Here is a 13,750-nt window from a genome sequence, read left to right on the forward strand (position 1 = left end):
GGCAACTGCCCCGGTCTACCCGACAGGTACGACTCGGGGAGCGTGAGGTAGCGCCACCTCCTCTGCGGACACCCTCTCGGGGGCCTCCTCGCGCAAGAGGAGGCCGGACGCACGGTGGCGCGAACTACGGGTAGAGCTTGCCGATAACGCTCACGTCCGTGGTGCTCAACGCCTTGCGCTGCCCGATGGACTGACCGCCCAGCGTCTGGATGGTGGGCTGGCCATTCTTGGAGAAGGCCGTGGCGCCGTAGTGCATGATGGAGCCGTAGTCGTAGGCGATCAGATCATCCGCGTCGGTGATGTGCTGATCGAAGTTGTGCTCCTTGCCCGCCTCGATGTTCTCCCAGCGGATGATGACCTTGGCGTCCCGATCCTCACGGCTCTGCTCGTGCCACAGGCCGAGGGCGTGACCGATCTCGTGGATGGTGCTGCCCGTGTTGCACCCGGAGGCGAGGTTGACGAACTGCTGTCCTCCGCGCATGCCCACCGAGGAGCTGCAGCCGGTGCTGGGCCGGAAGGTGATGTAGTTGGGGTAGGTCGCGGCGTTGCTGGCGGTGCGCAGCACGAAGCGCACGCGCGTCTTCTGCTGCCAGTGCGCGATGGCGTCCGTCACCCGGTTCTGGCTGGGAAGGGTCGAGTCCACCGTGTACGGCACCAGGGCGTTGGTCCACCGGTATCTGGTGTTGGTGATGGCCACACCCTGACTGGAGCGCAGGTCCCCGGCGCGCGACTCCACCTCGCGGGTGAAGGCCTGGACCTCCTGCTCGGAACCCAGGAGCATGTCTCCCTCGAGCACGGCCTGCCCATCCACCACCGCGTAGGACACCTGGACCGGCCGGCCCAGGGCGCTCGCGGTGTAGCCCTTGCGCACGGGGGCGTTGGCGGGGACCCAGCGGGTCTCGAGCTCCGCCCCCATCTCCGCGGCCTCCGCTTCGCCCTCGGTCACCTCGGCGCCACAGCCCCCGAGCATCAGGGAAGAGCCCATCACCAGTCCAATCACCGTCTTCGCCATCGTTCGCATGCGATCATCCCGCTTAATTAGGAATTCGAGTAATACGCCCGAACCATGACAAGATGGCGTTCAAAGCTCAAGCGCTTACTTTCCCGGGGATGCGCTGCTGGCGCTGTGGCCCGCGCGAGAGGGAGCGGTGGCGCTCGCGGAGGCCGTGCGGGGCGCGGCGCGGTGTGGCCTCGCGCTCCAGCGGGTGATGCGCGAGCCTCTCATGAGGCAGTTCTTCCTGCGGCTGGATGGGCTGCCGGAAGAGGCCTCGGACGAGCTACTGCCGCGGCTGTCGGACGCCGTGCGCGCGATGCAGGAGGCCGGCCGCTGTTGGGTCACCTGGCCCCGAGCATCGACCTCATAGAGCCGCACCCGACGGTGGCCTCGATACGGGTGCCAAACTGCGCCCGCGAGCACCTGGAGCCCCCTCTCGACGCGCCAACACGGCAACGCGCCGCCGTCCGGGCTCAATGCACCAGGGAGACAACCTGGCAGAGGGACACCCGCACGTTCTCCAGCGAGCCCACGGCGATGTACGCCCGGTAGTTGTAGCTGCCCGGCGGTGTCGAGCCGCGACGGAAGACGACGTTCCACTTGTGGGTCGCATTGGCCGGTCTGCCGCTGTCGGGGAAGGCGAAGCGCCCGTAGCCGGAGCCGGACAGCCCGGACTGTGGCAGGTCCGGCGACCAGGCCCCCATCGCCGCCGCCCCGTCCGGCGTCGACAGCACCACCGGCAGTCCCTGCTCTCCAGGTCCCGCGGACAGGGGCGCGAGCTGACAGGTGCTCGGGTTGAAGGTGTAAAAGGCGGAGAACTCCCCGCCCAGGTAGCCGGTGGGCGCTTCGACCACCATCGAGCCGAGCGTCTCGGGAACGGTGACCAGGGTGAGGAACTCGATGACGTGGCTCAGGCCGCCGTAGCCCACCGTTACCTGCTTGTTGAGGGTGTAGTTGGAGAGCGCGGTGGTGTTACGGGCGCCGCCGCAGGGCCCCGCGCCTGATTCCTGTCCGGGCAGCAGCCAGAAGGCGGCCTTGGACTGCGTCCTATACACGTTGCCCGAGGCGCTGGCGCCCTGGAGCTGGCTGGTGGAGGTAGCATTCAGCCCGTCGTACTCCCCGCCCGCCTCGGTGGGGTTGTAGCACTCGCCCCAACCGTTGCCGGAGAGCGCCATCTGGAGCTGGCGGCCGTGGTCCCACGAGCTGATGAACTCGCGGCCGCCCCAGTAGAGGCTGTCCACCGCGCCCGCCACTCGGTTGGAGCCGCCCACGGCGATGATGTCGTTCTTCACCGTGTACCGGCCGTCATAGGCCCCCACGGACACGCCCACCCGCCCTTCCGACCGTCCATTGTTCAGGTAGTGCTGCAGCGCCGCGCTACAGTCACCGCCCAAGGCGCTCTTCAGGTCCGGGTAGAGATCCAGGTACTGCCGGGTGTGGAAGAGCGGGTGGGCGCGGCGGCACTCACTGATGCCGGAGCTCTGCCAGTGGTTGCGCGCCCCCTGCTCGGTGACGATCCCCGCCTGCAGCAGGTCGGCATGGGCGTTGAGATAGAAACGCCAGTTGAAGACGTCGGAGGCGAAGATGTCTCCGGTGATGGCATGCGTCCTGGTCACCGGCCCGGTCTCTTCCCGCGCGCCGCCCGGCATCTCGCCACAACCCAAGGCCATGAAACTCAGCACCACCATTCCCAAGCCCAGCCCTGATTTCTTCCACATAGCGGTATCTTCCTCGTTCAAGGATTCCACCTTGAATCCAATGTGCCAGAATACTGGAATTCGTGATGAGCTGGCTAGAACAGTTTCCGTACAGCCACCGGTTGCTGGCCGGCACGAGAGATGTCGGGCGGAATGCGCTCGCCGGCTCTCTGGAGTCGAGTGTGGCCTGGATGGCACGCACGAACGTTCGCTGCGTTCCGAAATGTCGGCCGCTCCCGGGCGGACCGCCGGTCACGCTCCTCTGGGGACGTCGAAGTAGTTTAGGACCCAAGAAAGACTGTGACATGAGCCCTCCATCGTCTTCGCCGCAGCGCGCAGCATGCCTCTCAACAGGCGAAGGCAGGTGTCAACGAACTCATTCCTGACACCTCGCGCTCTCTGGCTCGCCCCTATGAGGCCGTCTGATACCCTGACAAGCCAAGCTGGCCTGATCACAACGCAGAGCACGGCGCTGACGAATTCCATCGTCAGTGCATGTGATTCCCTCGACGGCGCGACGGATTCGGTTCCCGCCGCCTCCAATGGCACTGTGCAGGTTCCACAACCGGATGGCGACAGCATCAGGACGTCGGTCTTCATGCCGCTCCTGCGGCTGGACGGGCTGCCGGAAGAGGCCTCGGACGAACTGCTGCCGCGGCTGTCGGACGCCGTGCGCGCGATGCAGGAGGCCGTCTATGGCTTGGGCGGCAGCGTCAACCAGCTCCTGGTGGACGACAAGGGCCTGGTGCTGGTGGCGGCGTTCGGGCTGCCCACGTGCGCGCACGAGGATGACGCGGCCCGGGCGGTGAAGGTGGCGCTCCAGGCGCTCGCGACGCTGCGAGCGCAGGGGCTGAGCTCATCCATTGGCATCGCCACCGGTCGGGTGTGCTGCCACTGAAGCCAGACCCGGTGAGTGTCAACGGAGCACCCCATCGGAGACACGCACGAAGGCTAGGTGAGCGAGTGCTATGGTGCCGACCCTGCTTGAGGAGGGGTGTTCTTGAACGTGAAGACGTTTGGAGTGGTAGTCGGGGCGGCATGCGCGCTGGGTCTGGGCCTCGCTGGCGAGGCCTGGGCGGGCCCGGGCACGGTGGTCATCCCCACGGCGCCGGAGCTGGGTCTGTCGGTGCGCCTCGGTGGACAGGTGCGGATGATCCCGACGCTCGAAAGCAACTGGGACCTTGGCCTGTCCGAGCGGACGCCCATCCGCGGGATGGGGAGCCACGTGAACGAGGCGGGCATCATCGGCCACGACTACGTGCGGACGGAGGATCGCCTCTACTTCAACGTGAGCAAGGGCGATGACTGGGACTTCTTCATGGCGCTCGAGTTCGACAGCGTCCTGAACCAGCGGAGGACCGACCGCATCTCCAACCAGGAGAAGGGACTGTTCGATGACTTCGGCGTGGAGCGGTTGCAGGCCAGCGTGAAGCTGCCGTGGATCTCCTCCCGGCTCCATGCCGGGTGGGACACGGGGCCCTCGGCGGACATGGACGGAGGCGGGTTGCTCTACGTGGATGACGACCCGGGCCTCTGGCTGACGGGCAAGGCCGGCCCGCTGGCATGGAAGGCCGCGTACGTCCTCAAGAACGAGTCGCAGTTCGTCTACGCGGATCGCACCACGAGCGTTCCGGGGGCCTGTCCTCCCGTCATCAACGTGCCGCCGGGCGGCGGAAGCGTCCCCACCGGCTGCGCGCAGTTGCTGCCCATCGGGGCCTTCGATCGCAACTTCGGCGAGCGGCGCATCGGGGTCGGGCGGCTCGACTACACCCCGGTGGAGGGGCTGACCCTCTCGGGTCTCTACGCGGTGAACCACGCGCGCGTGCGCGGCCAGCCCCCCGCCACGGGAATCAACGCCCTCACCTCCGTCACCCACTACCCGGGCCTGTTGATCACCGGCAACCTGGGGGGGTTCAAGCCCATCCTGGAAGTGGCCGGGAGCTATGGCTCGGTGCGTTATCCGGGCACGGCGACAGACATCCCGGACTATCTCGGCAAGCCGATCAACGGCCGCACCTTCCGGGTCCAGTCGTTCGGGGCCTTCGCGGACCTGGCCTACGATGCGAGCGCGGCGGTCGGCTTCAAGCTCGAGCCCCACGTGGGCGCCTATTACCTGAAGGGCGATAGCAACCCCGGGGACGACATCCTCGGAGGCTATACGCCGGTGGTGGGGATGCCCCGGTTCACGCAGCGGTTCGGGGGGGAGAGCATGATCGTCGCCGACGGCAACATCGCCTATGGCAGCACGCTCTACAGCGCCTTTCCCGAGTTGTGGGGCAATCAGAGCAACCTGATGAGCAACGGGGCGGGTCTCTTCAGCAACGGCCGCTCGGACTCGCCCGGCCTGACGATGATCGGCGGGGGGGTGGACACCGAGCCCCTGAAGGGCACGCTGCGGTTCCGGACCAATGCCTATGCGCTCATCTACAACGAGCGTTTCCTGGTCGGCGCGCTCTCCGAGCCCAACAATGCCTCCTCCGTGGGCCTGACCGCCCGGGACTTCGGCATCAAGCGGCTGGTGGACGAGCGCCTCTTCGGCGTGGAGTGGGACAACGAGCTGACCTACATGTTCAACAGCGCGGTCTCGGCCAAACTCCAGTTCTCGTTCCTGTTCACGGGAGCGGCGGCCGAGCAGATCGCGGGTGCGCTCTCCGACCAGGGGAGTGGGGAGGCGGTGGAAGTCGCTGGCGTCTCGTTCGAGCGCGCGCGGCGGAGCGAGGCGGATTCGATGCGTCGAATCGCTGTCGAGTTGCTCTGGAACTTCTGAGGTGCCCGGCGTGGGGGCCCCCTGTGTCAGGCGACAACTCCGTTGACGCTCACCGGTGTAGAGTCCGTGGTCATCGAACATGCAAGGAGTGCATCGTGGCCGCCAAAGCCCCCCGTACGAAGCCCGCGAAGCGCGGCGCGTCCGCGCCTGAGTCCGTCGAGGACTTTCTCGCGGCGCTCGAGCACCCGTTCAAACGGGAGATCCTCACCCTCCGGCAGCTCATCCTCGGGGCCGATCCTCGTATTTCCGAGGGCATCAAGTGGAACGCGCCGAGCTTCCGGACGGAGGAGTACTTCGCGACCTTTCATCTTCGAGCCAAGGAAGGTGTGCAGGTCATCCTGCACCTGGGCGCGAAGAAGCGGAACGACCTGGCCTCGGGCATCGACATCCCCGACCCGGAGTCGTTGCTGGAGTGGCTGGCCACGGACCGGGCGTCGGTGCGGTTTCGTGACATGAAAGACATTGACGCGAAGGGGGCCGCCTTCGCGTCTGTCATAAGACAGTGGATCCAGTGGGTATAAGCCCCTGGCGCTCGATGGGGCTGGCCCGGCGCGGATTCACTTGATTTCACCTGGCTCCCTCGACAAGAGGACGCGCTCACGGCGGTTGCCGCGAAGCGTCTTCCAATAAACAAGAGGAGAAGATCCAGATGAACACCCAGAATCAGGAACAGGGGCTCCAGCTTCGCTCGCGGGTGAGCTCCCAGGGCGAACTGGAGTTGTCGCTGGCGAGGGTCGCGATACCGGAACCCGCTCCGGACGAAGTCGTCATCCGCGTCGAGGCCTCGCCCATCAATCCCTCGGACCTGGGCCTGCTGCTGGGTCCGGCCGACCTGTCCACGGCCCGGGCCGGAGGAACGGCGGAAAGCCCCGTGGTCACGGCGACCATCCCGCAGCAGACGCTGAAGGCCCTGGCGTCGCGACTGGACAAGGCCCTGCCCGTGGGCAACGAGGGGGCCGGCGTGGTGATCAAGGCGGGCGCCAATGTGCGGGAGCTACTCGGCAAGACCGTGGCCGCGCTGGGCGGCGGCATGTACTCCCAGTTCCGGGTCCTCAAGGCGGCCCACTGCCTGGTCCTGCCGCAGGACGCGACCCCGGCCGACGGCGCTTCCTGCTTCGTCAACCCGCTGACGGCGCTGGGAATGGTCGAGACCATGCGCCGTGAGGGCCACAAGGCGCTGGTGCACACGGCCGCCGCCTCCAACCTCGGGCAGATGCTGAACAAGATCTGCCTCAAGGACGGCATCGGGCTGGTGAACATCGTCCGGAGCCCGGAGCAGGTGGCGATCCTGCGCGACCTCGGCGCGGCCCATGTGTATGACAGCACCTCGTCCACGTTCACCGAGGAGCTGACCCAGGCCCTGGTGGAGACCGGCGCCACGCTCGCGTTCGACGCCATCGGTGGAGGGTCGCTCGCCGCGCAGATCCTGACCTGCATGGAAGCCGCGGCCAACCGCACCGCCACCACCTACAGCCCCTACGGCTCACAGGTCCACAAGCAGGTCTACATCTACGGCAAGCTCGATACGCGCCCGATAGAGCTCGCGGGCAGCTTTGGCATGGCCTGGGGCGTGGGCGGCTGGCTGCTGATGCCGTTCCTGGAGAAGATCGGACCCCAGGCCGCGCAAAAGCTGCGGGACCGGGTGGCCGCCGAGCTGAAGACCACCTTCGCCAGTCATTACGTCGCGGAACTCTCGCTGGCGGAGGCGCTGCGGCTCGACGTGATCGCCGTCTACAGCAAGCGCTCCACCGGCAAGAAGTACCTGATCAATCCCAACAAGGGCCTGCGTTAGGCCTCTGGAGCTCGCCCGTCCGGAGGAAGGGAGGCTCAGAGCAGCGCCCAGAGCCAGCGGAGCGAGCCATCGTTGTCCCCGGCTCGCAACGCCCGGAAGGAGACGCCGCTGAGCGTCGAGGGCACGGTCAGCGGCGTGGGCGAGAGCAGGACGGCGTAGGTGCTCGTGCCCACCAGGCGGCTGCCCACCACGGTGTCTCCGGCGGCCTGGCGCGCGGAGAGGAAGGACTGCATGTCCGCGGCGGTGCCCTTCACCACGTACTCGAAGCGTTGCTGGAAGCCCGTGCCCGAGGGGTTGCGCCGGACGTGAATCCGGTAGAGGCCCCGCTGGGAGGCCGAGGCCACGAAGGACACGTCGCGCGTCTTGAGGATGGACGTGTCGCGCAACCTGACGCTCGCCGTCGTCGGCAGGGGAGAGGGCAGGGCGTTGACGTCCTGGGAGAGGCCGGTGTTCACCACATCGGTGTAGGCGCCTTCCGCGCGGTAGTTCTGGCCGCTCACGTTGTTGGCGGAGACGTTGTCATTCAGTCGCAGGTGCGTGAGGGGCTCGGCGGCCGGGTTGCCCCCACTCACGAGGATGCCTGGATGCCCGATGGTGTGCGCGCCGCGGGTGATCCAGTTGCCGCGCACGGTGATGTTCTGGCTGGAGGAGGAGTTGTATCCGCCCTCGGAGGCCACGATGACGCCCGCTCCCGCCACCCCGATGGCCCAGTTGTGGTGGATGTCGATGTCATCGCCGCCGATGACCGCGTAGCCCCGTCCCCAGTCCGAACCCAGCATGGCGTTGTTCCACCACTCCATGGAGCCGCAGCGCGGCGAGGTGACGCCGTAGGTGACGCAGGCAATCCCATCATCTCCCCGGTGCGGCAGTTCGTTGGTGCCAGGCGCCTCGTTGAAGAGGAAGTTGTCCCAGACCCAGGATTGGGTGGCCCCTTGCGTATGGTGGATGTGGTCCGCCCAGGTGTGGTGGATGTAATTGCCCTCGACGTGGTGGCGCTGCGAGCCATAGAAGAAGAGCCCGGTGGCGGCCGAGTTGGTCACCTCGACGCCCACGACTTCCACGTCACTGGCGTGGTCGATGCTGATCTGGTTGTCCTCGAGCGCATCGAAGCGCTCCGTGGCGTCCGAGCGGAACTTCAGGCCGAAGAAACCGCAGCCGGTGTTGCCGCGGCAGAGGATGGACTGGCGCCGGCGTGTGCCATTCACCGTGGCGTTGATGTCCGCCTGGCGGTTGGGTGCCCAGAACTTCACGTGGTTCTTGGTGACGGTGAGGAGGTTCGTCTTGCGGAAGGACTTGCCCGGGGGCAGGTAGACGATGCCTCCCGAGGCGGGCAGGGCATTGACGGTGGCCGTCAGGGCCGCCAGGTCATCGGTGGTGCCATTGCCCACCGCGCCGTGGTTCATCGGATCCGCCACCGACATGACGCTGAGCGGGGACCAGCCCGTCCCGGAGACGAGGTTGAGCCGCACCGAGGCCGAGCGCCACTCGTTGGCGGGCTGACCCGCGGGAGCGTCCCAGGCCTTGGCGAAGACGTCGATGGCGCCTCGTGGCAGGCCGTCGGTGTTCCACGAGTAGGTGCCCACGCCGTCGAGCAGGGTGGCCCGGCCGAGGTACGTCCCGGGAGGCGTCCCCCGGAAGAACTCGATGTTCTGGATGGGTCCCTCGGCCCGGGCCTGGAGCGTCACCGTGCCGTGCACGGAGGCATTCGCGGGCGGCGAGGTGAGGGTCACCGAGGTCACCGCGAGGGAGAGGGTCCGCTCCGTCCCGGAGGTCTCCCCGGCGCTGGGCGAGCCGCCCGCGTCGGACAGGGGATCGCAGGCGCTCAGTGCGAGAAGTGCGAGCGCGGAGAGAGGAAGAGCGAGACGCATGCGAGGAGACCTCGGAGGAGGCAGGGAGGTTTGTACTCCATGCTCTTGTACATGGATTTCACGTTTTTGGCCGTGAAATCCGGGACTCCTGGTCTTGGTGAGGCCTTGGCTTCAAAGGCAATCACCCATGCCCAGACGGTGCGTTGGGCTGTCCTGGGCGGTCGCGTGAGGCGTGGGAGCCCCGGCCATGATTGAATGGCGTCGTGGCCGACTTCACCGAAGAGCAGCTCCACGACGCCCTCCACCGCGCGAGCGCGGAGCTGTCACTGCCTGGCTATTACATGGCGTGTGTGCGCCCCCTCCTGCGTGACGCGGAGGGGCGCTGGCCCCGGTGTTGTGGCGGCGGGTGCGAGCCCTGTACCCAGCAGCTCATCCGCGTGGCGCTGCGGACGCTGGAGCTGCTGGGGAGGCCTCGCGTGGCGCCCCTCCCGGAGGAGTGAACGTCAGAACAGCCGCACGCCCAGGCCCAGCCGTGCGCCGTAGCCCAACCGGCTCTGCGTCACCCCACGCACTTCCTTGAACACGTCCACGCCGAGCTGGCCCAGCAGCGACAGCGTCAGATCCTCGCCGAGGTAGATCTCCGCGCCCACGCCGGCCAGGGGCTTCACCCGCCAGGTGCCGCCCGGGCTCAGTCCGAGGTCATACGGCACTTCCACCGTGCCGAGCGCCGCCACCGTCTCCACCACCCGCCAGGTGGCCACCAGGGCGGGATCCACCCGCAGGAACCAGCCCCGCAGGTTCTGCGCGTCGAAGTAGCGGCTGCCCGGGTTGGCCGTCACTCCCAGTCCCAGCTCCGGCGCCACCGCCCACGCGCCCTCGCTCCACACCGGCCAGCGGCCCACCGCCTCCACCGTCGTCGACAGGTGCAGGTAGTCGAAGCGCGCCCGGGCGCCCAGCTCCCAGCCCGACAGTCCCTGCCGGTAGGACACGCCCACCTCGGGGGCGCCCACCCATCCGGCCACCGCGCTCCCTCCGTCCGGAAGCACCGCCGGGGCCAGCATCGCCCCGAAGTGCCTCTGGCGGTCCTCCACGCGCACTGCTTCCGTCTCCGACGGAGTCGTCTTCTCCGGCGCCGTCGTCCCCTGCGCCATCGCCACCCACGGCACCAGCACCCAGGCCTGCATCAGTCGCTTCATAGGGCCGTGCACTCTGGCGCTTCCTCCCCGGCTCCGTCGAGCGTTTCCTTCGCTGACCTATTGCGCTATACCCAACGATTTCAGGTGCTTGGACTTCACAGCGGGACCATTCCACGTAAAACGTGCGACCCGAGTGTTTCCTGGTAGGCTTTTTACCGGCATCTCGTATTTTTGGGCTGAAAGCGGACAGCGGATCATCCTCGAGCAGGAGTCGTCCATGGCCAACAGCACGCGCGTTGCTTCCGTCCTCGAGCCGGCGCCCACGGCGCCTTGCGCGGATGTCAGCCCCCGGCGCCGCGCCAACCGCTTCCGCCCCCGCGTCCTGCTCGCCGAGTCCCAGGGTGAGGTGCGCACCGCGCTCGCCCAGGAGTTGGTCGGCGCCGGCTTCGAGGTGGTCGCCGCCCCGGTCATCGAGGAGCTGCTCGGGGAGCTGAGCGAGGGCGGGCCGCTGCCGCACCTGGTGCTCGTGCCCACCGAGGCCTCGCCGGACGGTCTGGATGGATTGACGCTGTGCGAGCGGCTGCGCGCGGAGGCTCGCACCGCGTCGCTCCCGGTGTACGTGTTCTCGCGTGACGAGGCGTCCGCCCCGCGAGAGCGCGCCGAGGCGGTGCGCGTGGATGATCTGCTCGTGCAGCCGGTGGATCCCCGGGTGGTGGTGTCGCTGGCGCGGTTGAAGGCCGGACGGGGGGCGTTCGCGCCCGCCTACGAGGCGCATACCGTGCGCATGCCCCTGTCCCAGATGGTGCGGGCGCTCTTGTGCGGCTCGCGCTCCGGCCGTGTCGAGCTGCGGGACAACGAGGGCTGGCTCGCCTTCCGCCAGGGGCACGTGGTGGATGCGTCCTACGAGGGGGAGCGGGGCCTGGTCGCCCTGCGCCGCCTGCTCTTCTTCGGCTCGGGCGCGTACGCGGTGTCCTTCGGGGACGCGCTCGCCCAGGGCAAGCCCCTGCTCAGCCCGCGGGTGTTCACCTCGCTGCTGCTGCCGGCCGTGGAGCGCTTCACGGCCCTGTGCGCCCTGGGCATTCCGCTGTCGGCCCGGCTCTCGGTGGACTTCAAGCGGCTGGCGGACGCGCTGCACTCGCTGCCCGACGACGTGGGGCAGGTCATCCGCCTGTGCGACGGCCAGCGCACCGTGCACTCCACACTCCTGGAGTGCGGGCTGCCGGAGATCACCACCCTGGAGGTGATGACGTTCCTGTACGCGCAAGGGGTGCTGGTGCCGGCCAACTTCATCGCCGAGCGCGAGCCGCCCAGTCCCCGCGTCCCGCCCTTCTTCGAGCCGGGTGGCGCCCTGGACGAGGAGCCGTTCTCGGAGGCGTTCGCGGCCGTGGATTCCCGGGCCGCCTGAGCAGACAGAGGCCCTCGCCCTCCCAAGGGGTTTGACTCGCGCCGCGCGTCCGGGCGACAAGGCGCGGCGCTGTCTCCACCTCGCCGGGGGCATCCGCCTCCAGGAGTGTCATCCCCATGTCCGGTCACAACCGATGGTCGAAGCTCAAGCGGGCCAACGCCATCATGGGCAAGACCAAGGGCAAGCTCTACTCCAAGCTCATCAAGGAGATGACCGTCGCCGCGCGGTTGGGCGGGGGCAATCCGGAGGGCAATGCCCGGCTGCGCGTGGCCATCGCCGCCGCGCGCGAGGCGAACATGCCCAACGACAACATCCAGCGCGCCATCAAGAAGGGCACGGGGGAGTTGGAGGGGGAGAGCTACGAGGAGATCGTCTACGAGGGTTATGGCCCTGGCGGCGTGGCCCTGCTGGTGGAGTGCCTCACCGACAACCGCAACCGCTCGGCGGCCGACGTGCGCTCCATGCTGGGCAAGGAGGGCGGCAACATGGGCGCGGAGGGCTCGGTGAGCTGGATGTTCCACAAGAAGGGCGTCGTCACCGTGAAGCCCGGCCCCAGCGAGGACGTGGTGATGGAGAAGGCGCTCGACGCGGGCGCCGAGGACGTGCTGCCCCTGGGCGAGGACGGCTTCGAGGTGAGATGCGCTCCGGCGGATCTGCACGCGGTGGCCTCGGCCCTGGAGGGCGCGGGCCTGAAGCTCGGCGAGCAGAAGTGGACGTACCTGCCGCAGAACACCGTGCGCGTCGAGGGCGACAACGCCCGGAAGATGCTCAAGCTCATGGAGCTGCTCGAGGACAACGACGACGTGCAGAACGTCTACGCCAACTTCGAGATGGATGACGCGCTGATGGACTCGCTCTCGGGGTGAGGGGGCGGGGGGCGCACGGGTCCATCGACACGGAGCGGGCCGACGCGTTATAGGGCTGGCTGAACCCCTGTTCCGTTGTTCGCGGAGAGTCACGTGCGCGTCCTGGGCATCGATCCTGGCAGCCGCTTCATGGGCTATGGCGTGGTGGAGGATCGGCGCGGCCGTCTGGTCCATGTGGGCCATGGCGTCATCAAGGTGGACCCCGACGCCGCGCTCGAGCTGCGGCTCAAGTCGTTGCACGAGGCCCTCCTGGAGGCCTTCAAGCTCTACCGGCCCGCGTCGGTGGCGGTGGAAGGCGTGTTCACCTTCCGCAATGCGCGCAGCGCGCTCATCCTCGGGCATGCCCGGGGCGTGGCGCTGCTGGCCGCCGCCCAGGCGGGGCTGAGCGTGCACGAGTACGCGCCCGCCAAGGTGAAGCGCTCGGTGGGCGCCGGGGGCTCGGCGGACAAGGACGCGGTGGGGCGCATGGTGTGCACCTTCCTCGACCTGGAGGAACTGGAGCGCTCGGATGCGAGCGACGCGCTCGCGGTGGCGCTCTGCCACCTCAACCACTCCCGGGCGGGCGTTCCGGTGGCGGGCACGCGGGGCCGCACGCGCGCCCGCGCGACCCAGGCGAAGCTGGCCGACAAGCTCACGCCGTCCTACCGGCGTCCGGAGGCGCGATGATCGCGGCACTGCGTGGCACCGTGCAGGAGAAGAGCCTCGAGGAGGCCATCATCGACGTGGGGGGCGTGGGCTACCGCGTCTTCTTCTCCACGCTCACGCTGGGCCGGCTGCCCGCGGAGGGAGAGCCCGTGCAGGTGCGCGTGCGCACCGTGGTGCGCGAGGACGCCTTCGAGCTGTTCGGCTTCCTCTCGCGCCCCGAGGAGGAGCTCTTCCTCCTGCTCAACTCGGTGTCCCATGTGGGGCCGCGGCTGGCGCTGGCGGTGCTCTCCGGCATGGAGGTGGCCGAGCTGGTGGCGGCGCTCGGCCGGGGCGAGGTGGCCCGCCTCACGAAGATTCACGGCGTGGGGAAGAAGACCGCCGAGCGGCTCGTGCTGGAGCTCAAGGACAAGGTGAAGACGCTGCACCTGGAGCAGGTGGCCACGCAGCTGAAGCCGGAGGCCCCCGCGGCCAAGCACCTGGCGGACCTCATCTCGGCGCTCGTCAACCTCGGCTACAAGCAGCCCCAGGCGGAGAAGGCGGCCCAGTCCGCCAGCGAGCGCTTGGGTGAGGAGGCCGCCTTCCAGGCCCTCTTCCGCGAGGCGCTCAAGGTCCTGCGCGCGACGCCTTGAGGCCGGGTGTC

14 protein-coding genes are annotated in these 13,750 nt (G+C 68.3%); 10 read left to right on the forward strand and 4 right to left on the reverse strand.

What is annotated here, in order from left to right; translation table 11 throughout:
* Positions 1 to 124: 124 nt before the first annotated feature.
* Entirely contained in the window at positions 125 to 1,021 is an 897-nt protein-coding gene (locus D187_RS03930) for a M12 family metallopeptidase (protein WP_211241452.1), read from the reverse strand.
* Positions 1,022 to 1,148: 127 nt separating this feature from the next.
* Between D187_RS03930 and D187_RS03935 the strand changes: the two genes are divergently transcribed.
* Complete coding sequence (locus D187_RS03935) at positions 1,149 to 1,364, forward strand: hypothetical protein (protein ID WP_002622422.1); 216 nt, start codon at positions 1,149 to 1,151, stop codon at positions 1,362 to 1,364.
* Positions 1,365 to 1,467: 103 nt separating this feature from the next.
* Here D187_RS03935 and D187_RS49375 read toward each other — a convergent pair whose 3' ends face one another.
* On the reverse strand, positions 1,468 to 2,712 hold the full coding sequence (locus tag D187_RS49375) for a hypothetical protein (protein WP_002622421.1): 1,245 nt from the start codon (positions 2,710 to 2,712) through the stop codon (positions 1,468 to 1,470).
* Between the two features lie 577 nt (positions 2,713 to 3,289).
* Here D187_RS49375 and D187_RS03945 point away from each other — a divergent pair.
* From D187_RS03945 to D187_RS03960, 4 genes are all read left to right on the forward strand, one after another.
* Positions 3,290 to 3,589 (forward strand): nucleotidyl cyclase domain-containing protein, encoded by a 300-nt coding sequence (locus D187_RS03945; protein ID WP_002622420.1) that lies wholly within the window; start codon positions 3,290 to 3,292, stop codon positions 3,587 to 3,589.
* A 102-nt stretch (positions 3,590 to 3,691) separates the two neighbouring features.
* Positions 3,692 to 5,458, forward strand: a complete 1,767-nt coding sequence (locus D187_RS03950; RefSeq protein ID WP_002622419.1) for a hypothetical protein — start codon at positions 3,692 to 3,694, stop codon at positions 5,456 to 5,458.
* Between the two features lie 95 nt (positions 5,459 to 5,553).
* A complete protein-coding gene (locus D187_RS03955; RefSeq protein ID WP_002622418.1) occupies positions 5,554 to 5,979 on the forward strand; it encodes a DUF1801 domain-containing protein in 426 nt (141 codons plus the stop codon).
* A gap of 128 nt (positions 5,980 to 6,107) precedes the next feature.
* Positions 6,108 to 7,250 carry a zinc-binding dehydrogenase gene (locus tag D187_RS03960; RefSeq protein ID WP_002622417.1) on the forward strand — a complete coding sequence of 381 codons (1,143 nt, stop codon included), beginning with the start codon at positions 6,108 to 6,110 and terminating at the stop codon, positions 7,248 to 7,250.
* Positions 7,251 to 7,285: 35 nt separating this feature from the next.
* Here D187_RS03960 and D187_RS03965 read toward each other — a convergent pair whose 3' ends face one another.
* Positions 7,286 to 9,118: an Ig-like domain-containing protein gene (locus D187_RS03965; protein ID WP_002622416.1), complete on the reverse strand. Its 1,833-nt coding sequence runs from the start codon at positions 9,116 to 9,118 to the stop codon at positions 7,286 to 7,288.
* Between the two features lie 203 nt (positions 9,119 to 9,321).
* Here D187_RS03965 and D187_RS03970 point away from each other — a divergent pair, with 203 nt between their 5' ends.
* Positions 9,322 to 9,558: a hypothetical protein gene (locus D187_RS03970; RefSeq protein ID WP_043428328.1), complete on the forward strand. Its 237-nt coding sequence runs from the start codon at positions 9,322 to 9,324 to the stop codon at positions 9,556 to 9,558.
* Positions 9,559 to 9,561: 3 nt separating this feature from the next.
* On the opposite strand, the gene D187_RS03975 is transcribed toward D187_RS03970, so the two are convergent.
* Positions 9,562 to 10,254, reverse strand: coding sequence for a hypothetical protein (locus D187_RS03975; RefSeq protein WP_043428330.1), 693 nt, complete (start codon positions 10,252 to 10,254; stop codon positions 9,562 to 9,564).
* Positions 10,255 to 10,471: 217 nt separating this feature from the next.
* Here D187_RS03975 and D187_RS03980 point away from each other — a divergent pair, with 217 nt between their 5' ends.
* From D187_RS03980 to ruvA, 4 genes are all read left to right on the forward strand, one after another.
* Entirely contained in the window at positions 10,472 to 11,599 is a 1,128-nt protein-coding gene (locus tag D187_RS03980) for a response regulator (RefSeq protein WP_002622412.1), read from the forward strand.
* 116 nt (positions 11,600 to 11,715) lie between these two features.
* Positions 11,716 to 12,465: a YebC/PmpR family DNA-binding transcriptional regulator gene (locus D187_RS03985; protein ID WP_002622411.1), complete on the forward strand. Its 750-nt coding sequence runs from the start codon at positions 11,716 to 11,718 to the stop codon at positions 12,463 to 12,465.
* A gap of 93 nt (positions 12,466 to 12,558) precedes the next feature.
* Entirely contained in the window at positions 12,559 to 13,131 is a 573-nt protein-coding gene (ruvC, locus tag D187_RS03990; RefSeq protein ID WP_002622410.1) for a crossover junction endodeoxyribonuclease RuvC, read from the forward strand.
* On the forward strand, positions 13,128 to 13,739 hold the full coding sequence (ruvA, locus tag D187_RS03995) for a Holliday junction branch migration protein RuvA (protein WP_002622409.1): 612 nt from the start codon (positions 13,128 to 13,130) through the stop codon (positions 13,737 to 13,739). The genes ruvC and ruvA overlap by 4 nt, the downstream gene beginning before the upstream one ends.
* Positions 13,740 to 13,750: the final 11 nt, after the last annotated feature.

This window comes from Cystobacter fuscus DSM 2262 (assembly GCF_000335475.2).
In the GTDB taxonomy this organism is placed as follows: Bacteria; Myxococcota; Myxococcia; order Myxococcales; family Myxococcaceae; genus Cystobacter; species Cystobacter fuscus.